This window comes from Microbulbifer sp. SH-1, from assembly GCF_011326135.1.
Taxonomy (GTDB): domain Bacteria; phylum Pseudomonadota; class Gammaproteobacteria; order Pseudomonadales; family Cellvibrionaceae; genus Microbulbifer; species Microbulbifer harenosus.
The window spans coordinates 207,638-226,651 of sequence record NZ_CP046948.1; the positions used below are offsets into that span (position 1 = coordinate 207,638).

Genomic DNA, 19,014 nt, shown 5'->3' on the forward strand with positions numbered 1-19,014 from the left:
GCGGAGCTATTAACCCGGCAATCGAATAATTCGTCGTGAACTATTTCATTGCCGGGTTAATACGCTGCGGGAGTAAATAGCCACTTCTGGTCCGATGCTTGTCGGTAGCCAGGGCACGCATTCTTGCCGATGGCCACACCAGACACGTAAGTGCGCTCGATGATGCGTTCATCCCCCATGCTCATATAGGCGAACAGTTCCTCGCGGATATTCCGGCAGTGGCGCAGCCGCTCGCGCAGCAGCGGTACCCGGCTGCCATTGAGCAGCAGCAGATCCGCCTCCTTGCCCGGTGCCAGGTTGCCGATATACCGCTCCAAATGCAGAGCGCGGGCGGCGCCCAGGGTGGCCATGTAAAAGGCTTCGGCGGCACCGAGGGCGTAGTCCTGGAGCTGGCAGACCTTGTAGGCTTCCCCCATGCTCTGCAATTGGCAGAGGCCGGTGCCGGCGCCCACATCAGTGGCCAGCGCAACCGGGATCCCACGCTCGCGCAGCTGTTGCAGCTCCAGCAGGCCGCTTCCGAGAAACAGGTTGGAAGATGGACAGAAGGCGACAGCAGCGCCCGCGTCAGTCAAGCGCTGTTGTTCCGATGCGGTCAGGTGGATGCAGTGGGCATAGACACTGCGCTCGCCGTGCAGGCCATAGCGTTCGTAGATGTTCAGATAGTCGCTGGCCTCGGGAAACAGGGTGGCGGTCCAGGCGATTTCGTCGCGGTTTTCACTGAGGTGGGTCTGCAGCCACAGGTCGGGGTAATTCCGCAGCAGCTGGCCGGCCACGGTCAACTGAGCGCGGCTGGAGGTGCCGGCGAAGCGGGGGGTGACGGCGTACCCGAGCCGCCCGCGGCCATGCCATTTTTCGATCAGGGCTGCGGACTCCCGCAGGGCGCGCTCCGGTGTGTCCAGCAGGGCGTCCGGGGCGTTGCAGTCCATCAATACTTTGCCCGCGATCAGCCGCATACCCGCACGTTGGGCGGCCTCGAAAAGGTGCTCGGTGCTGTGGGCAAAGCTGGTGGTAAATACCATGGCACTGGTGGTGCCGTGCGCGAGCAGTGCATCGATGAAAAAGTCGGCGTTCTGCCGGGAAATTTCCTCATCGGCGAAGCGCAGTTCCGCGGGAAAGGTGTATTTTTGCAGCCAGTCCAGCAGTTTTTCGCCGTAGCTGCCCATCACCGCAAGCTGCGGCGCGTGCACATGCGCATCGATAAAACCACAGCTGATCAACGCATCGGGTCTGTGTTCGGCGGTGCTCAGGTCGAGGCCCTGCTTCGCGGCGCGGCGCGCGTCGTCGAGCAAGGTAATATGTCCGTCGGCGAAGCCGATCACGCCGTCCTCGAAATATTCGAGGGCGCTGTCCGGGGGGGCGGCAATGTCGTCGCGAAAGTGGACGATGCGGCTGCGCAGCAGGGTTTGCTTCAACTCGGGTGCCTTTCGAATGTCATTTTTCCGTTCTCTATTCGCTGGATTTCTTTTTCAGTTTCCGCGGTAGGTGGTGTAGCCATACTGGCTCAGCAGCAGCGGGACATGATGGTGGCGGTTGCGGTCGACAACCATGAACTCCAGCGTTGCCCGGGGGAAAAAACATTCCCCTCCGTATTTTTCGAACCAGGGTTGCAACTGGAACACCAGGCTCCAGTGCTCGGGCACCAGTTCGAAGTCCTTACCCCATTGTTGGATGCGACCGTCGCTGTCGGTTTCCGCGATGGCGAGCGGCAGCCCGGCGCAGTGCAGCTCCACGGTGACACCGGCGGCGGGGAGGCCCCGGTGCAGATCGAGAATATGTGTGGTGATCGGCGCTTTGTGCATGTGAGCTGTCACTTTCCGGTGTCTTCTCCAGGGTCATACGGCGAACAATTGTCCCAGCCGCAGCTGGGTGATTTTTGCCTGTTCGTCGGCGGCGTTGCGAATCTCCTGCTCGCGGCTGTTGGCAATGCGGGACTTAATCGCGGCGAGCATTTCCCGCGCGGGTTTTCCGCTGGCGCAAACGATGAAAATAAATCCAAAAGTTTCGAAATAGACGCGATTGAGACGCCGTAGCTCTTCAAGCGTGGATGCGTCTGCAAGCGCAACCTGGCCCTGCTCGGCACTGGCGAATTTTTCATGCAATCGCTGCAGATCGCCGATGCGGGGATGGGCGGCAAAGGCTTCGAGGTAATCGCCCTCGTCGAGATAGGCCCAGACTCTTGCGGCGATATTCTGCAGTTGCTCGACGCTGGCGAACGGCGCGAATTCCTGAAGCTGATCTGCCCAGCGGTTGCAATAACAGCAGTCGAGTAGCTGGCGCTGTCGCTGCTGCGGCGCAAGCTGATTGAACTGCTCGAGAGTGTATGGCGTCACTGACGTTCCCTCTCTGGTATTCCGGCGTGTTCCACGCAGGCTTCGGATGTGCTGTTCAGGCTGTTGCGCAGGGTTTTCCAGTCAATGCCGGTGGATTTGTTTTTCGTGCCGGCGCTGAGCCGGTGTTTCTCCGCGAGTAGCTGTGCGGCGATGGATATCGCCACCTCCGCAGGCTTTTTTCCCGGCACGTGCGGCAGGCCCACCGGGCTGTGGAATCCGTCGATCTGCTCCGGTGAAAAGGACTCGCTGGCCAGGCGGTGGCGAAAACGCTGGGCCTTGGTGCGCGAGCCGATCATACCGATATAGGCGCAATCACCGCGGTCCAGCAGCGCACTGAGAAGCCGGTAATCGAGGGCGTGGTCCTGGGTCAGGATCAAGGCAAAGGCCGCAACCGGCATCTGCGATACATATTCCACCGGGTTTTCCAAAAAGTGTGTCTGCACGCGACTGTCGAGGTCGTTATCAAGCAGCGCGTCATTCACGAGTTCCGCGCGGTTGTCGATGCAATGCAGCTGCCACTGCAGAGGGGCCAGGAGCGGCAGTAGAGCGCGGGTTACATGACCGGCGCCGAAAATATGCAGCTGCAGTTCGCTGCCGGTGAAACATTCGAGCAGTACCGTGACGCTGCCACCGCAGCACTGCCCGGCGCGGGATGACAGCGGAAAGTGTTCCAGTCGCTGCCGCTCGCGGCCCTCTCTGATCAGCTCGCGGGCGCGGGCGATCACCTGGAACTCCAATTGGCCGCCACCCAGGGTGTCGAAGCTGTGGCGGGCGTCAATCACCATTTTGGTACCGCTGTTGCGCGGCGCGGAACCCCGGGTGCTGAGCACCGTCGCCAGCACCCACGGGTGGCCGCGGCGACGGCGGTCGGCGGCGGCCTCGAACCAGGGTATCTTGCTGATCACGATTGTGCCTCCGCGAAATCCTTCGCCGCACGGGCGCAGAAGTAGACTTGTTCCGGTGTGGCGGGTACACCCAGGGGAGGGCTGAAGCGGTAGTTGGCGAGACTGGCGCAGGCGTCGCGCAGGGCGCACCAGACGGAGATGGCGAGCATCAGCGGCGGCTCGCCCACGGCCTTGGAGCGGAAGACGGTTTCTTCGTCTGCTTTCCCTGCCAAATGGGAGCGGTTGAAAAAATCCACATTGAAGACTTCCGGCACATCGCCGGCCGTGGGAATTTTGTAATTGGCGGGGCTGTCTGAAAGGATCTGCCCGCGTTCATTCCAAAGCAGTTCTTCACTGGTGAGCCAGCCCATGCCCTGCACGAAACCACCCTCCACCTGACCGAGATCGATGGCTGGATTTAGTGAGTCGCCAACGTCGTGGAGTATGTCCACTCGTGTCACCCGGTATTCGCCGGTGTAAAGATCCACCTCCACTTCGGAAGCGGCGGCACCTGTGGCGAAGTACAGGAAGGGACGGCCGCGGGCCGCGGCGCGGTCGTAGCCGATTCCGGGGGTGCGGTAGAAGCCTGTTGCGGACAGGGAAACTCGGGCCAGGTAGGCGCCTTTGACCAGTTCGTTGAAAGGTATCGCGCGTTCGCCAATCCAGCACTGGTCGTCGCGGATGCCGATTTGTTCAATGTCGGCGCGGTAGGTTTCGGCGGCGTGTTCCAGCAGACGCTGTTTCAGGGTATTGACGGCATTCAGTGCTGCCATGCCATTCAGGTCGGTGCCGGCGGACGCAGCGGTGGGGGAGGCGTTGGGTACCTGGTCTGTGGCCGTGGCGGCCACATGCACCCGCGCCAGGTCTACACCGAATCCGCGCGCGACGATTTGCGCAATTTTCGTGTGTAACCCCTGACCCATCTCGGTGCCACCGTGGCTGACGTGAATACTGCCGTCGGCGTATATGTGCAGCAGTGCGCCGGCCTGGTTGAGGTGTTTTGAAGTAAACGAAATCCCGAACTTTACTGGTGTGAGCGCAACGCCTTTTTTTATGCGTGTACTGGATGCGTTAAAGGCGCGAATCTGCTGGCGTCGATTGCGATAGTCGGCGGTCTGTTCCAGCTGTTCGATCAGAGGCAGCAGTTCTTCGTCCAGTGTCTGGCCGTAGGGGGTGGTATTCCTGTTACCTCGATACAGGTTACGCTTGCGGACATCCAGCGGGTCGGCGCCGAGCGCGCGGGCGATGTCGTCCAGCATGGCCTCGGCGGCGACCATACCCTGTGGGCCGCCAAAGCCGCGGAAGGCGGTGTTGGAGACGGTGTTGGTGCGGCAGCGGTGACCGCTGATACGCGCCGCCGGGTAAAAATAAGCGTTGTCCGCGTGGAACATGGCGCGGTCGACGACACCGTCGGACAGGTCTGCGCTGTGGCCACAGAGCGCCGCCAGGTCCATCTCGACGCCGCGAATGACACCATTCGTGTCGAACCCCACGCGATACTGATTCCAGAAGTCGTGGCGCTTGCCGGTCTGTGTCATATCGTCGCGGCGTGGCATGCGGTATTTCACCGGGCGCTGGTTGCGCACGGCGAACACCGCGGCCATGCAGGCGAGTGCAGCGGCCTGGGATTCCTTGCCACCGAAGGCGCCCCCCATGCGCCGCACTTCCGCCTGCACCCGATGCACGGGCACAGCGAGTACCTGCGCTACCAGTTTCTGCACCTCCGCTGGATGCTGGGAGGAACTGTAGACTCTTACACCGCCGTCCTCGTTGGGCACTGCAATGCTGATCTGACCTTCCAGATAAAAGTGCTCCTGGCCGCGCAGGTAGATGTCACCCCGCAGCTGGTGGTCGGCATTGGCAATGGCGGTATCGACGTCGCCGCACCTCAGAGTTTGGCTCGGCAGCACGAGGTCTTTCTGATTCAACGCTTCCTGCACCGTCAGGCGAGGCTGTTGCGCGCGATAGCGTACTTTTACCTGTGCGCAGGCACGCCGTGCGGCCTCCAGGGTAGTGGCGGCAATCGCCACCACCGGCTGGCCAACATAATCCACGCACTCGCCGGCCAGCAGCAGGTCGCCGTGGAATACCGGTGACACATCCGGGCTGCCGGGAATATCCGCCTGGGTAATGATATCCACCACACCGGGCGCGCAGCGCGCGGCATCGAGTTCGATATTTTCGATCAGTGCACAGGCCTGTGCCGCGCCCACGGTCGCCAAGTGCAGCATGTCCGGCGGTTCGGGAATATCGTCCAGGTACTGCGCGCGGCCGGTAACCTGTTTGTAGGCAGACTCATGGGCGACGGTCTTCTGAATGCTCGCATCTAGCGTGTCAGCACGCGCAAGCGCCTGCGGCAGTCTACGCATGGCGTACCTCCGCCGCGCGTTTGCCAATCCTTTGCTGAGGGAGACTCTGCCAGGCGCTGCGCAGCAGGTTTTGCGCGATCTGCATTCGGTACGCCGCGCTGGCGCGGACGTCGCCAATGGGCTGCAGGGTTGTGGCGATGGCGGCCAGCGCGGTGTTGAGAGCGTCTTCATCTTCCAGCGCGCGCCCGAGCAGGGCCGATTCGGCGGCTGCAACCCGCACCGGGGTCGCCGCCATTCCTCCGAAGGCAATACGTACCTCGGTAAATACTTCGCCGCATTTGCCGGCACCGGTGCGCAGCCGGATGGCCGCCATAACCGCAGAGATATCATCCTCGCGGCGTTTGCTGACTTTGTACGCGCGGTGGAAGTCGCTCAGAGTGTGGGCCGGGAACCGGATCTCGGCCAGGTACTGCGCGTTCCCAAGCGCTGTTTTTTTGTAACCGCGGTAAAAGTCCGACAGGGGCATGTGATACTCGTTACCCTGTGCATCGGCGAGGGTAACGAGAGCATCCAGCGCGAGTAGCAGCGGCGGGAGATCCGCGATGGGCGAGGCATTGGCGATATTGCCGCCGAGGGTGCCGCGGTTGCGGATCTGGCGCGAGCCAATGCGTTCGAGCAGAGTGCGGATGCTCGGGGAGCGATCGGCAAAAAAAGATTCCATCTCGCGGTAACTCAGCGCTGCACCCAGGTGAATAAAACCGTCGCGCTCGTCGATACGGCGCAGCTCCGCCACCCGTGACAGGTCAATTATTGTATTGAGCGGGCGGCAACGTTGGGTGACTTCCAGCATGAGATCGGTACCGCCGGCGATCAGGTGCGCGTCGGGATTTTCGGCCAGTGCCTGCTGCAGCTCTTTTCGATTCGCTGGCTGGAAGTAACCCGGCGGCGTTTCGGTGTGGCCGATACTGGCCAGTTGATCAATTTGCGCTTGTGCGTCGAGGCGGTGCGACTCGTCTGGTGCGCGCACCATTTTCAGACCCGCGTCGATAATCGGCCTATAACCCGTACAGCGGCACAGGTTGCCCGAGATGGCCTCGCACACCTGTGTGCGATCCGGTTGCGGGCCATTGTCGGTGAGCAATTGCTGATAGAGGCCGGCGAGCGACATAACAATACCGGGGGTGCAGAAGCCGCACTGGGAGCCGTGGTGTTCCAGAATTTCCCGTTGCGCCGGGTGCAGTCTGCCGCTGTTGGACAGGGATTCGATGGTGACGAGATGGCGGCGGTTGGCGGCGGCCAGCGGGGTAATGCAGGCATTGACAGCGCGGTACCGGATACGCCCGTCCTCAAGCGCGCCGAGCAATACGGTGCAGGCACCACAGTCGCCCGAAGCGCAACCCTCCTTGGTGCCGCACAATCGCCTGTATTCGCGCAGATAGCGCAGCAGGGTGGTGTCTGCGGCAAGCGAGTTTTCCTCGACGAGTTCGCGATTCAGAACAAATTTCACCGGTGGCTCCTGCTGCCCGTGTTCACAGAATCCGGAAGGTGTGCTTCCGTTATCCAGCACTCAAGCAAAAAGCTGGCCAAGTGGACAGGTTTTTATGGGCGGCGCCATCCCAAGGCAAGGGCCGCCTTTGTACTCTGTGGGACTGTTTCCGGTGACTGGAATTTTTGTCGCGTGCAATAGCATCCGGACCGACAAGTACAGCATGCAAAAGTTGACCAGTTGGTTTAAAAATTGCAACAAATGTAGAGAACGTTGGAACAACAGTTGGCACTTCGGTGAACGAATATGCAAAGAGTGGTGGAGTACTTCAATTTGGGGCCGGCGGCGTCGGTGAGCGGGGTCCAGCCTGCAGACTTTTGGCGCCGCGAGCTACTCGCGGGGCTGACGACCTTCCTTGCCATGGCTTATATCACCGTGGTCAATCCGGCCATGCTCGCCGAGGCCGGGATGGACTTCGGTGGGGTGTTTGTGGCCACCTGCCTGGCGGCGGCATTTGGCTCGATTCTTATGGGCCTGCTGGGTAATTACCCGGTGGGACTGGCGCCGGGTATGGGCCAGAATGCCTTTTTTACCTACGCCGTGGTGTTGGGCATGGGGCATCCGTGGCAAACAGCACTGGGGGCGGTATTCCTGTCTGGGATACTTTTTGTTGCGCTAAGTCTGTTGCCATTTCGCGAATGGCTGATCAATGCCATCCCGCGCAATTTGAAATTGGGAATTTCGGCGGGCATCGGCCTGTTTCTGGGGATCGTAGCGCTGAGCAACGCCGGCGTAGTGGTCGACAATCCAGCCACGCTGGTGTCTCTGGGGGATCTCACTGCATTCGGACCGCTGATGTGTCTCATCGGCTTTGTCGTAATCGCGGCACTCTCCCAGCGCGGTGTCAAAGGAGCGGTGGTGATCGGTATCGTTGCAGTCAGCGCCGTGGGCTGGTTGCTGGGGGAAGTGGAATTCAAAGGTGTGGTGGCTTTACCTCCCTCGCCGGCACCGGTACTGATGCAGCTCGATATCGTCGGGGCATTGGATATTTCGATGGTCACTGTGATTCTCACCATGCTGCTGGTGGATGTATTCGACACCGCGGGCACTATGGTGGGGGTGGCCAATCGGGCGGGGCTGGTACGCCCAGACGGCTCACTACCACGCCTGGGCAAGGCACTGCTGGCAGACTCCGGTGCCACTTTGGGGGGCGCGTTGCTGGGAACCTCCTCCACCACCAGTTATATCGAGAGTGCCGCCGGCGTGGAGGCCGGCGGCCGCACTGGTGTAACGGCTATCGTCTGCGGGGTGGCATTTCTGCTGTGCTTGCTGTTTGCGCCACTGGCGCAGAGTGTACCGGCTTATGCCACCGCTGCTGCGCTGTTATTCGTAGCCTGCCTGATGGCGCGAAGCCTGGCAGATCTGGACTGGGGCGACCACAGTGAGAGTGCACCGGCAGTCGTCACGGCACTGGCAATGCCACTGGGTTATTCCATTGCCGATGGTATCGGCCTTGGATTTATTGCCTACACAGGAATCAAGCTGCTCAATGGTCAGTATCGTGAATGCCCTCCAGTGGTTTACCTGGTGGCTGGTATCTTCGCGTTGAAATTTGCTTTTCTGTAAGGAGGCTAGAAACCCTGCTGCACAGCGCCGATGCCCGTCAGTTGTCTTGGCTGGCGGACATCAGATCTCTGTGGTGCCGAAACTGGCAGCAGGGACTACAGCGGGAAACGGATTACCACACCGCCCATGGTCTGACCCAGCTCGAAGTCTTTACGGGGGCTGTCTACATGTTCGTTGTGACAGCTGACGCAGGCTGGGGACACCGCCACGTCGGGGTAGATTGCGGTGAAGTATTCGGTATCGCCGAGCTTCTCGGTACCGTAGAAATTATTGCCGGGATTCTCCACAATAAATTCAAGCCCCTGGCGTTCCAGATCTGTGCGCGGCTTATTCTGGCTGTTGATAGCCCATTGGGAGAGTAGTGCATAGTTGAAACCGGCGCCCTGTTCCGCGACCCGTTCAGAACCCATACGCAGCATCTGCGCCGGTAGCGGCAGGGCTTTGGTGTCTTTCCAGTGCTCATCCGCCTTTATCACCCCTTCTTCATTCTGCAGGCGGTTGACGACATTGTTGGTATAGGCGGCACGGTCAGCTTCAATCACTGCGAAAATGGCATCCGCCATTCGCTGTGGTGCGATGCCCTGTTGTTTTCCGCAAGCGGCAAGTGCCGCCGTTGCAGCCAAGATGAAAGCGCGAATACGCATGGTTTCCCCTCCTGTTGGGATTACTTGTTGGTTTTTATTCGGGCAATCCGGTCACGGATCAAGTTGAACGTGTCATGACCTTTTGATACTGGTGAACGAAAGTTACTTTTCAACTGGTGCTCATCCGCCAATGCGGCCACTGAAAATTCCACACCGTGGCAACTGAGGCATACCGGCAGCATTTTTTCATTGGGCTGCAGGTTGTGATTCTGGTTGTGGTTTATTGCAATTCGACCATTGTTTTCTTCCCGGGGAAGGTGGCAGCCTGCACAACTGACGCCTTCGGTCGCATCGGATTGCCAGGCTTTGAAATGCGCCGAAGCGCGATAATTGCGGCTGTGCTCGTCATCATGGCAGCCAAGACAGGCTTCTACCGCAGCGAAGCGCATGTCCAGTTCATGCGCACCATGACAGCTTGTGCAACTCAGTTCGGTACTTGCCGCCGGTTGCATGGCAATTTGGGCTGCAACAGGAGACATGGCGCCGACGGTACGCCTGAACTCTTCCGGCAGTTGCGAAGAAAATCTCAGACCGTGTTTGCCTTGTGTGAACGTTTCCCGCTGCTCGGTATGACAACCTCCACACATTGTGACAATTTCCGCACTGGTGAATTCGGTCTGATTGTCCACATGGCAACTACTGCAGTTGGTGTTGGTAAGAGCATGGGTACTGTCCGCCCAGGCATGTTGAATTCCCGTGAGCGTTTCCGGCGCAACTGACTCTATTTCCATGTCCATATCGTGCGCAGAGAGTGGTCTGCTGTCGGGATGTGTTTTCTGCCATTCACTGACAAGCGTGCGTAGCGGCAGCTGTGCATTCGCCAGTAGATCCGGGGTATTTATGCGCTCTGCGAGGAAATCCTCATAGAGGAAGCGGTTGTCGTGGTAGTTGTGGCAACCCGCGCTGGCACAGGTGTCAAAGCCGAAGCCAGCATGGCTTGGTCGGTTCTCGGCGATGTCACTGTGGCAGTGCACGCAAAAATCTCCGGCCAGGGTCACGCCCATTTCGTGGGTGATCTCCGGTTTGTGCTCGGTGTGGCAGGAAACGCACAGACGTGCATCGAGGTGCGCCAGTAGGCCGGCATTGCGGGGGTCGAGAAATTTCGTGCGTGGGTGGCTGTCGTTGGCTTGTACCAGTTCCTCTGCATGACAGTTAAGGCAGGCCTGTTGCATAAAGTCCTGGCCGGCAAAACCGTCGCCGTGGCAGGTGGTACATGCCAACTCAATCTGGTGATGGCCGTGGCTGGTTTCCCCACTGAGAAAAAATGACTTGTCTGATGCTTCGAGATTGTAGGTAATCAGTGCGGCCACGATCAGTGTCACGACCAGCCCGTAATGCCAGAACTTGAATTTATAATTTTTCATCTAGAAATAATAAACGGCGAAAATATGATAGAAGAGCAGAACCGGCAGGGCCCACAGCAAAGCATAATGAATACGTGACCACCACTTTCGGTGTTCGCGCAGCTTCATGTCTGTCCAGTGATGATTTCTGGCCATGAATACACCCACCAGGGATCCGGTGGAGGTGGCCGCAAGAAACACCAGCATAAGCGCCAGATTCAGGTTTTCCCCCAAGCGAAATCCTGTGTGAATCATGAGCACCAGAAGTGCCAGACAACCGATGATACTGTGCACATAACGCCAGTGATCAAGATGTCCGAGATCGCGATTTTTCAGGCGTTTGCGCAGGCTCAGGCTGGCCGTTAGCAGGCACAGTGTTAATAGCGAATAGCCACTTACCTGTTTCCAGAAATTGTCGTACCACATGTTTTTCAGGAACCAGCTGACCTGAACACTCCTACTGACTTCCGGTGCGGGTACGAGTGCGGCCAGTGCAATCAATAACAGCGACAGCAGAGAGACGACCAGAATGCCTCGCGCGTGACGCATAACAAGATTGGGCGCGGGGACATCGAGCAGTTCAGCGACAAATGGGCGGCAGCTGCCGCACACTGAACCTGCACCGGTTTCCGCTTCCAGATCGTGCAATGTGCGCTTGCCATTGGCGATGGACTTGCAGATTTCACCTTTTGTAACGCTGTTGCATTGGCAGACAAGGTAGCTGTCGGGTTGTTGTTTTATTCCCAGTGTGGCCTGGTCTTGCCACAGATTGCCATGTTGCTGGAATTTCTGTAGGGCACTTCTGGAAATGCTCTCGCCGTCAATGATCGACTTGCCGATACGCAGTCGCTCTTCCCACGGCCCGACAATAGTAGCTCCAACTAATTTACCCTCGCGCACCTGCAGTTCCCGGCACAACCCCTTGAAGCGGTTTTCATACCGGTAAAGCGTGGTCTGTCCGCAGGCGTCGGGCGCTGTCTGCCCAAGGAGAGCACAGGGAATATGCGCGATCTTCAGCTCTATGTCCGTGCGGCTTCCCGCGTAACCTGGAGTAGTGGATGTGTCGCCGGAAGTGCAGATATGACGGCTGCAGATGTCCGCCTGCTCGAAACCAGGGCGGACCAACTGGTAAATGCGATGGTCATACTCCGCGCATTCTCCTATAGCATAGATATCCGGATCGCTGGTCTCCATGTACTGGTTAACCTGGACACCGCGGCTGGTTTCCAGCCCACAGGCCCTTGCCAGGGTGACTTCCGGAGTAATCCCTGTGCAGAGAACAACCGCGTCGACCGCAAGTGATTCGCCATTGGAGAGCTCCGCCTTCTCCAGAAGAGATGTGCCGGTCAGGCGCGTTAAATGCACATCACACTTGAGCTCCACCTGCATGGCGAGCAGCGCAGACTTTAGATAGTTTTCCGATGAACTGCTGAGCTTGCCGCCGAGCAGGCCAGCGCGTGCCAGCAACGTCACCTGATTGCTTTGTGTTTTCAGTGCGGCGGCTGCCTCCAGGCCCAGAGCCCCAGCGCCAACAACGAGAATAGATTTACTGCGTGTGCGCAGCTCGGTTAGACGGCGGGCATCGCGGAAGCTGCGGAAGGGAATGACGTTGGGCAGGTTGACGCCCGGAATATCCGGAATCAACGGGCGGGAGCCAGTGGCAAGGATCAGTTTGGAATAGGGCTGGGGCGTACCCGCTTCGTCGTAGACGACTTTCCGCTTGCGGTCGATACGTACAATTTGTCGATTGCGGAACTCAGCGAGACGGGAGTTCTTCTTCTGCTGAACCGGATTGGCGAGATCTTCCTGTGATGCATCGCTGGATAAATACTGCGATAGCCTTACCCGGTTATAGGGAGGCTCATCTTCTTCACCGATCAGTACCACTTGGGTATCGGTGCTGTGTTCCAGTAACTTCTGGGCGCATCGCACGCCCACTGGACCAGCCCCGACAATAACGTATATCGGGTATTCCGTATTTCGTGCGGCATCCTGTTCCTGCGCGCCTGGCCGCTCTTTCTCAAAAGCTTCAGTCACTGATGTCGCCTCCCGAGTACCTCTGTGCACCCGCCGTGCGGGTAATCCCTCGAGCCATTACCAAATCCAATTTTTTGTATTTATTATGATTTCACGGTCAAGTTTGTAATAGTGTTCGACAGCCCTCTTCTATCAGCGGAATCATCAGCGGGAAGTTAATCCGCAGATCACGATGGGTGGTACAGAGTATAGAGTTCTCTTTCTTCCAGCGAGACTCTTCGGGTGAGAGCCTCTCCGATCTTTTCATAGTCGCGCTTGAAATCCAGCAGCATTTCCCTGCTGAAAACATCGCGTGAATAACGCTTGCAGAACTGAACTACCGCGTTGGCGATATCGTTCATGTCTGTGCGGAAATCTTTCACAATCTGCAGAGTATGCGAGTCATTAGTGAGCGACTGCTCCAGGTAAACGTAAAAACTTACATTCTCCTTGATAAGGTGTGCCTGGAATGTGGACTTGAATGCTTTCAGTAACTCGGCGATTTTGCGGAAATCTTGCCTTTCATACCCTTCGGACCATATCTGCTGATAAATCCGGATAAGTTCATGGTGGTCACTCTTCAGTGCCATGATGAGAGTGGGATCATAGCTGATGGTGCGGCCCTGAACCTGAGTACCACTTGTGCCTGGGCTGCTGTTGCTGTCCTGGGGCGTAGTGCGGGACTTGCCAGAAAAAATGCGAAACATTATTTGAGCCTTAATTGGGGAACGGAGTTCGTGTTGTTGTTGTTGTTGTTGTTGAGGCTTCTTTTGCTTGTCGTTCAGGTTATGGATTCTGCCGCGCAATGGCGTGAAATAAACCTTCTTTTGGGGGATATAGTCCAGTTAATTTTTCAATGCGAGAATGCTGTCACAGTTTTGTCGGGCGTGAAATGCAGCAAGCGTAGAATAAATGCCTGTTTTACGTTTTTTTTACGCTTAAATTAATTACAAGCGTACCACTTCGGCTGCTTTCAACGCGACGGGGGGCATTGCGCTGTACTGGTATACAGGCATATAAAGGGAAGCAGTTTTCAGAGCCACAAAAAAACCCGGCATGTGCCGGGTTCTTTGAACGTTCTCGTTAGAGCCGGATTAGCGGTCTTGGGGAGCAACGTAGTCGCGTGCGGTGTAGCCAGTGTACAGCTGGCGCGGGCGACCGATCTTGTACGGGTTGGAGATCATCTCGTTCCAGTGCGCGATCCAGCCGGCGGTACGGCCGGTGGCAAAGATCACGGTGAACATGTCGGTGGGGATCCCGATAGCCTTCATGATGATGCCGGAGTAGAAGTCCACGTTCGGATAGAGTTTCTTCTCTACGAAGTACTCGTCTTCCAGGGCGATTTTCTCAAGCTTTTTGGCGATGCGCAGCAGCGGATCGTTCTCGGCACCCATGGCACCCAGAACTTCGTCACAGATGCCCTGCATTACGCGGGAGCGCGGGTCGAAGTTCTTGTACACGCGGTGGCCGAAGCCCATCAGGCGGAACGGATCGTTCTTGTCTTTTGCTTTTGCCACATACTCGTCGATGCGGCTCTCGTCGCCGATCTCTTCCAGCATGTTCAGTACCGCTTCGTTGGCACCGCCGTGCGCCGGTCCCCACAGGGTGGCAATGCCGGAGGAAATGCAGGCGAAGGGGTTGGCGCCGGAGGAGCCCGCGAGGCGGACGGTGGAAGTGGAGGCGTTCTGTTCGTGGTCCGCATGCAGCAGGAAGATCACGTCCATGGCCTTGGCTACCACGGGGTCGATCTTGCTCGGCTCGCAGGGGTTGCCAAACATCATGTGCAGGAAGTTTTCGGAGTAGCTGAGGCTGTTGTCCGGGTACATGAACGGCTGGCCCTTGCTGTGCTTGTAGCACATGGCGGCGAGGGTCGGCATTTTGGCAATCAGGCGATCGGCGGAGATTTTGCGGTGCTCGGGGTCGGTGATATCGAGGGAGTCGTGGTAGAAAGAGGCGAGGGCGCCGACCACACCACACATCATGGCCATCGGGTGTGCGTCGTAGCGGAAGCCCTTGAAGAAGTTGACCAGGGATTCATGCACCATGGTGTGGTTCATGATGCCGCTGACGTACTCTTTCTTCTGTTCGACGGTCGGCAGTTCGCCGTTCATCAGCAGGTAGCAGGTTTCCAGGTAATCGGATTTTTCCGCCAGCTGCTCGATAGGGTAGCCGCGGTGCAGGAGTACACCCTTGGCGCCATCGATGTAAGTGATCTTGGACTCGCAGGAGGCAGTGGACATAAAGCCCGGGTCGAAAGTGAACAGACCTTTGCTTGCCAGGCTGCTGATATCGACAACGTCGGGGCCGACGGTACCGGAGTAGACCGGCAGGTCGAGTTGGGCGTCGATACCGTCGACCGTGAGTTGAGCTTTCTTGTCGGACATTGTGGACTCCTAAAAACTATTCTGTTGCCAGCTTTTTTAATTTCCACACAAACCACTGAAATAATTCAGCGATTCTACGGCCCGGAGAGGGGCGCGTTCCGCGCTCATCTGTGATCACCTTTTTATAGGAAGGTGTATCGCAGGCGTTATATGTGCACAGACAAAACCCGGGAAGTGCCGGATTCTGCGGGCTCGGAGGGCCTTCGTTGGCGGCATCCGGACGCGGATATGGGGCTAGCGGGCTTTTGAGCGCGGCCAAACTTAAGTGCCGCGCCTCAAATTGTCAAACCAAATCGGATCGGTTGACCCGCGGGCGCACCGCAGGATCTGTTGCTTGTGGCGCGGGTGGCAGGGAATTTGCCTGTGGGGGAGGGGGTTCTGGCGCGTAAATTCGGTTCCTCTGCCGGGAGGATGAAATACGCGATTCATACCTTGGTCTGTGGTGTGGCGTGGAATGCTACTGGTATAAAGCCTGCCGCAAGGGCCGCGGTTCGTTGTGTTTTGAAATTTGAATGCCTATAATCCGCGCGGCTTGCGCCGTGGTAAGGCCACTTTGTACAAGACCTCGTCAGGTTGTGTGGATAGTGATCAGCAAGCTCGCCCGGACTACTCGAATTTAACGGGCGCCCCGTCTTTCAGGGCAACAAGGTGTTTTTCCTGTGAAAAAAAACAGACCTGTCAATTTAGACATTTCTACCATTAATCTCCCTGCACCAGCGTTGGTTTCGATTCTGCACCGTATTTCCGGTGTGGTGCTGTTCGCTGTGGTTGCACTTCTTCTGTGCATGTTGGATTCCAGTCTGGAGTCTGAGCAGGGTTTCCAGAAAGTAGCTGAGTTTTTTACCAGTGTTCCGGCAAAGCTCGTACTGTGGGCTTCCCTCGCTGCGCTCATTTATCACCTGGTCGCCGGTGTACGTCACCTGATCATGGATATGGGTATTGGTGAGAGCCTGGAAGGTGGTCGCCGCGGCGCCATCATCGTACTCGTGCTTTCTGTTGTACTCATTCTGCTGGCGGGGGTCCTGATATGGTAAAGGCAGTCACAGGTTTCGGTCGCAGTGGTCTCTACGACTGGTTTATTCAGCGCGTCAGTGCCGTGGTACTGGTGGCTTATACCCTCTTTATAGTGGGTTTCATTTTTCTATCCAAAGATTTCGGCTACGCCAGCTGGTCCGCGCTGTTTGAGCAGCGCTGGGTGCGCGTATTCAGCCTGATCGCCCTGATCTCCACAATCGCTCACGCCTGGATCGGTCTCTGGTCCGTGGTGACCGACTACCTCACCAACCGCATGATGGGTGGCAAAGCCACCGTGCTGCGTATTCTGGTGGAGGTGCTGTTGGGCGCTGTTGCCGTGTTTTATGCGGTGTGGGGCATTGAAATTCTGTGGGGTGTGTAAGACATGTCGAATATGCGAACAATTACCTTTGACGGTATCGTAGTTGGCGGCGGCGGCGCGGGTATGCGCGCAGCCCTGCAGATGGCCCAGTCCGGTTTCAAGACTGCGGTGATCACCAAAGTATTCCCGACCCGTTCGCACACGGTTTCCGCCCAGGGCGGTATCACCTGTGCGATCGCCAGTGACGATCCCAATGACGATTGGCGCTGGCACATGTACGACACCGTCAAGGGCTCCGACTACATCGGTGACCAGGACGCGATTGAGTACATGTGTTCCGTAGGCCCGGAAGCGGTGTTCGAGCTTGAGCACATGGGTCTGCCGTTCTCCCGTACCAAAGAAGGGCGTATCTATCAGCGTCCGTTCGGCGGCCAGTCCAAGGACTACGGTCGCGGCGGTCAGGCAGCGCGCACCTGTGCGGCGGCGGACCGTACCGGTCACGCCCTGCTGCACACCCTGTATCAGAACAACGTCAAGCACAACACCGTATTCCTGAACGAGTGGTTCGCGGTGGACCTGGTGAAAAACCAGGACGGCGTGGTTGTGGGTGTGATCGCCATTTGTATCGAAGACGGCGAAGTGGTCTTCATCAAGTCCAAGGCCACCGTATTCGCCACCGGCGGTGCCGGCCGTATCTTCGCGTCCACCACTAACGCGCACATCAATACCGGCGACGGCGTGGGTATGGCCCTGCGCGCCGGTGTACCGGTGCAGGACATCGAAATGTGGCAGTTCCACCCCACCGGTATTGCCGGCGCCGGTGTGCTGGTCACCGAAGGTTGTCGCGGTGAAGGCGGTTACCTGATCAACAAGGACGGCGAGCGTTTTATGGAGCGCTACGCGCCCAACGCCAAAGACCTGGCCTCCCGCGACGTGGTTGCCCGTTCCATGGTGCTGGAAATCCTCGACGGCCGCGGTGCCGGTCCGAACGCCGACCACGTGTTCCTGAAGCTGGATCACCTGGGCGAAGAGCTGCTGCACAGCCGCCTGCCGGGTATCTGTGAGCTGGCCAAGACCTTCGCCCATGTGGACCCGGTCAAGGAGCCGATCCCGGTTGTTCCCACCTGTCACTACATGATGGGCGGTATCCCCACCAATATTCACGGCCAGGCCCTGACCCAGGATGCCTCCGGCAACGACCAGATCGTCGACGGTCTCTTTGCCTGTGGTGAGGTTGCGTGTGTTTCCGTACACGGTGCCAACCGTCTGGGCGGCAACTCGCTGCTCGACCTGGTGGTGTTCGGTCGCGCTTCCGGCCTGTTCATCGAGAAGGCCCTGCGTGAGGGCATCGAGGCCCGCGAAGCGAGCGATTCCGATATCGAAGCGGCGATGTCCCGCCTGAATCGTCTGGAAACCACCAACAACGGTGAGAAAGCCTCCGATCTGCGCACCGAGCTGCAGAACGTCATGCAGAACCACTTCGGTGTATTCCGTCGCGGCGACTACATGGCCGAAGGCGTGAAGAAACTGGAAAGCCTGCGCGAGCGTATCGCCAACGTGCGCCTGGACGACAAGTCCCGCGCGTTCAATACCGCGCGTATCGAAGCGCTGGAACTGCAAAACCTGCTGGAAGTGGCGGAAGCCACCGCGATCGCGGCGGAAGTCCGCACCGAGAGCCGCGGCGCCCACGCCCGCGAAGACTTCCAGGAGCGCGACGACGAAAACTGGCTGTGCCACTCCATGTTCTTCCCGGCGGAGAAACGTGTGGGTAAGCGCGCGGTCAACTTTGCGCCCAACACCGTGCCCGCTTTCGAGCCGAAAGCGCGTACCTATTAATTCGGGAGCGGAAAGAATATGTTGAAAGTAAGCATCTACCGTTACAACCCGGAAACCGATTCTGCGCCCTACATGCAGGATTACGAGCTGGATACCCAGGGCAAGGACCTGATGGTGCTGGACGTACTGGAGCTGTTGAAGGCCCAGGACCCGTCACTGGCATTCCGTCGCTCTTGCCGTGAGGGCGTGTGTGGTTCCGACGGTATGAACATTTCCGGCAAGAACGGTCTTGCCTGTATCATGCCGATCTCCCAGGCGGCCCCCAAGGGCAAGCTGGTACTGCGTCCGCTGCCCGGGCTGCCGGTCATTCGCGACCTGGTGGTGGACATGGAGCAGTTCTACACCCAGTACAAGAAGATTGAACCTTACCTGCAGAACAGCACACCGGCTCCGGCCATTGAGCGTCTGCAGTCGCCGGAAGAGCGTGAAAAGCTGGATGGCCTGTACGAGTGTATTCTCTGTGCCTGCTGTTCCACTGCGTGTCCGTCTTTCTGGTGGAACCCCGATAAATTCATCGGTCCCGCGGGCCTGTTGCAGGCTTACCGCTTCCTGGCGGACAGCCGCGATACCGCTACCGATGAACGCCTCGGCAAACTGGATGACCCCTTCAGCGTATTCCGCTGCCACGGCATCCAGAATTGTGTGAATGTGTGCCCGAAGGGTTTGAATCCCACCCGGGCCATTGGCCATATCCGCAATATGCTGATAACCCGCGCCGTATAGCGTGGGTTACCCCACCAAAAATAATCACAATTAGGCCGACAGCAGCGCAGGTGTCAGGCCTATACGAAGAAGGGGAGGTGTCTTATCAGCACCTCCC

Annotated in this window: 16 protein-coding genes and 1 pseudogene; 5 read left to right on the plus strand and 12 right to left on the minus strand. The window is 58.2% G+C overall.

Annotated features, from left to right (window positions below):
- Positions 1 to 56 precede the first annotated feature (56 nt).
- Genes guaD through xdhA form a run of 6 tightly spaced genes read right to left on the minus strand, consistent with a single transcriptional unit; the run spans position 57 to position 7,030 of the window.
- Positions 57 to 1,412, minus strand: coding sequence for a guanine deaminase (guaD, locus tag GNX18_RS00945; RefSeq protein ID WP_166214869.1), 1,356 nt, complete (start codon positions 1,410 to 1,412; stop codon positions 57 to 59).
- A gap of 54 nt (positions 1,413 to 1,466) precedes the next feature.
- On the minus strand, positions 1,467 to 1,799 hold the full coding sequence (uraH, locus tag GNX18_RS00950) for a hydroxyisourate hydrolase (protein ID WP_166214871.1): 333 nt from the start codon (positions 1,797 to 1,799) through the stop codon (positions 1,467 to 1,469).
- Between the two features lie 33 nt (positions 1,800 to 1,832).
- Positions 1,833 to 2,330 (minus strand): 2-oxo-4-hydroxy-4-carboxy-5-ureidoimidazoline decarboxylase, encoded by a 498-nt coding sequence (gene uraD, locus GNX18_RS00955; protein WP_166214873.1) that lies wholly within the window; start codon positions 2,328 to 2,330, stop codon positions 1,833 to 1,835.
- Complete coding sequence (gene xdhC, locus GNX18_RS00960; RefSeq protein ID WP_166214875.1) at positions 2,327 to 3,235, minus strand: xanthine dehydrogenase accessory protein XdhC; 909 nt, start codon at positions 3,233 to 3,235, stop codon at positions 2,327 to 2,329. Before xdhC ends, uraD begins: the two co-directional genes overlap by 4 nt.
- Complete coding sequence (xdhB, locus tag GNX18_RS00965) at positions 3,232 to 5,583, minus strand: xanthine dehydrogenase molybdopterin binding subunit (RefSeq protein WP_166214877.1); 2,352 nt, start codon at positions 5,581 to 5,583, stop codon at positions 3,232 to 3,234. The genes xdhC and xdhB overlap by 4 nt, the downstream gene beginning before the upstream one ends.
- Entirely contained in the window at positions 5,576 to 7,030 is a 1,455-nt protein-coding gene (gene xdhA / locus GNX18_RS00970) for a xanthine dehydrogenase small subunit (RefSeq protein WP_166214879.1), read from the minus strand. Before xdhA ends, xdhB begins: the two co-directional genes overlap by 8 nt.
- 285 nt (positions 7,031 to 7,315) lie before the next feature.
- Between xdhA and GNX18_RS00975 the strand changes: the two genes are divergently transcribed.
- Positions 7,316 to 8,635, plus strand: coding sequence for an NCS2 family permease (locus GNX18_RS00975; protein ID WP_166214881.1), 1,320 nt, complete (start codon positions 7,316 to 7,318; stop codon positions 8,633 to 8,635).
- Between the two features lie 95 nt (positions 8,636 to 8,730).
- Here GNX18_RS00975 and GNX18_RS00980 read toward each other — a convergent pair whose 3' ends face one another.
- The 6 genes and pseudogenes from GNX18_RS00980 to gltA all read right to left on the minus strand — a co-directional run bounded on the left by GNX18_RS00980 (position 8,731) and on the right by gltA (position 15,022).
- The gene (locus tag GNX18_RS00980) at positions 8,731 to 9,279 is read right to left on the minus strand and encodes a DUF3365 domain-containing protein (RefSeq protein WP_166214882.1); all 549 of its coding nucleotides are present in this window, start codon (positions 9,277 to 9,279) and stop codon (positions 8,731 to 8,733) included.
- Between the two features lie 20 nt (positions 9,280 to 9,299).
- The gene (locus GNX18_RS00985) at positions 9,300 to 10,643 is read right to left on the minus strand and encodes a cytochrome c3 family protein (protein ID WP_166214884.1); all 1,344 of its coding nucleotides are present in this window, start codon (positions 10,641 to 10,643) and stop codon (positions 9,300 to 9,302) included.
- On the minus strand, positions 10,644 to 12,659 hold the full coding sequence (locus GNX18_RS00990; protein ID WP_166214886.1) for an FAD-dependent oxidoreductase: 2,016 nt from the start codon (positions 12,657 to 12,659) through the stop codon (positions 10,644 to 10,646). It abuts the gene before it with no gap.
- A gap of 97 nt (positions 12,660 to 12,756) precedes the next feature.
- Positions 12,757 to 12,921 (minus strand): hypothetical protein, encoded by a 165-nt coding sequence (locus GNX18_RS19795; RefSeq protein WP_371808095.1) that lies wholly within the window; start codon positions 12,919 to 12,921, stop codon positions 12,757 to 12,759.
- A pseudogene (locus GNX18_RS00995) lies at positions 12,854 to 13,345 on the minus strand (hemerythrin domain-containing protein); the annotation flags it as partial. The pseudogene GNX18_RS00995 and the gene GNX18_RS19795, both read right to left, overlap by 68 nt.
- 387 nt (positions 13,346 to 13,732) lie before the next feature.
- Positions 13,733 to 15,022 (minus strand): citrate synthase, encoded by a 1,290-nt coding sequence (gene gltA / locus GNX18_RS01000; protein WP_138235928.1) that lies wholly within the window; start codon positions 15,020 to 15,022, stop codon positions 13,733 to 13,735.
- Between the two features lie 659 nt (positions 15,023 to 15,681).
- On the opposite strand from gltA, the gene sdhC reads away from it, so the two are divergent.
- The 4 genes from sdhC to GNX18_RS01020 are packed head-to-tail and all read left to right on the plus strand — an operon-like array spanning position 15,682 to position 18,917.
- The gene (gene sdhC, locus GNX18_RS01005) at positions 15,682 to 16,056 is read left to right on the plus strand and encodes a succinate dehydrogenase, cytochrome b556 subunit (RefSeq protein WP_138235929.1); all 375 of its coding nucleotides are present in this window, start codon (positions 15,682 to 15,684) and stop codon (positions 16,054 to 16,056) included.
- Positions 16,050 to 16,418: a succinate dehydrogenase, hydrophobic membrane anchor protein gene (gene sdhD / locus GNX18_RS01010; RefSeq protein WP_138235930.1), complete on the plus strand. Its 369-nt coding sequence runs from the start codon at positions 16,050 to 16,052 to the stop codon at positions 16,416 to 16,418. The genes sdhC and sdhD overlap by 7 nt, the downstream gene beginning before the upstream one ends.
- A 3-nt stretch (positions 16,419 to 16,421) precedes the next feature.
- Positions 16,422 to 18,194, plus strand: coding sequence for a succinate dehydrogenase flavoprotein subunit (gene sdhA / locus GNX18_RS01015; protein ID WP_166214888.1), 1,773 nt, complete (start codon positions 16,422 to 16,424; stop codon positions 18,192 to 18,194).
- A gap of 18 nt (positions 18,195 to 18,212) precedes the next feature.
- Positions 18,213 to 18,917 carry a succinate dehydrogenase iron-sulfur subunit gene (locus tag GNX18_RS01020; protein ID WP_138235932.1) on the plus strand — a complete coding sequence of 235 codons (705 nt, stop codon included), beginning with the start codon at positions 18,213 to 18,215 and terminating at the stop codon, positions 18,915 to 18,917.
- Positions 18,918 to 19,014: the final 97 nt, after the last annotated feature.

Bases quoted from the DNA above. Each gene is read 5' to 3' on its own strand.
- uraH (WP_166214871.1), bottom strand. From the start codon at position 1,799: ATGCACAAAGCGCCGATCACCACACATATTCTCGATCTGCACCGGGGC.
- xdhB (WP_166214877.1), bottom strand. From the start codon at position 5,583: ATGCGTAGACTGCCGCAGGCGCTTGCGCGTGCTGACACGCTAGATGCG.
- GNX18_RS00975 (WP_166214881.1), top strand. From the start codon at position 7,316: ATGCAAAGAGTGGTGGAGTACTTCAATTTGGGGCCGGCGGCGTCGGTG.
- GNX18_RS00980 (WP_166214882.1), bottom strand. From the start codon at position 9,279: ATGCGTATTCGCGCTTTCATCTTGGCTGCAACGGCGGCACTTGCCGCT.
- GNX18_RS00985 (WP_166214884.1), bottom strand. From the start codon at position 10,643: ATGAAAAATTATAAATTCAAGTTCTGGCATTACGGGCTGGTCGTGACA.
- gltA (WP_138235928.1), bottom strand. From the start codon at position 15,022: ATGTCCGACAAGAAAGCTCAACTCACGGTCGACGGTATCGACGCCCAA.
- sdhD (WP_138235930.1), top strand. From the start codon at position 16,050: ATGGTAAAGGCAGTCACAGGTTTCGGTCGCAGTGGTCTCTACGACTGG.
- sdhA (WP_166214888.1), top strand. From the start codon at position 16,422: ATGTCGAATATGCGAACAATTACCTTTGACGGTATCGTAGTTGGCGGC.
- GNX18_RS01020 (WP_138235932.1), top strand. From the start codon at position 18,213: ATGTTGAAAGTAAGCATCTACCGTTACAACCCGGAAACCGATTCTGCG.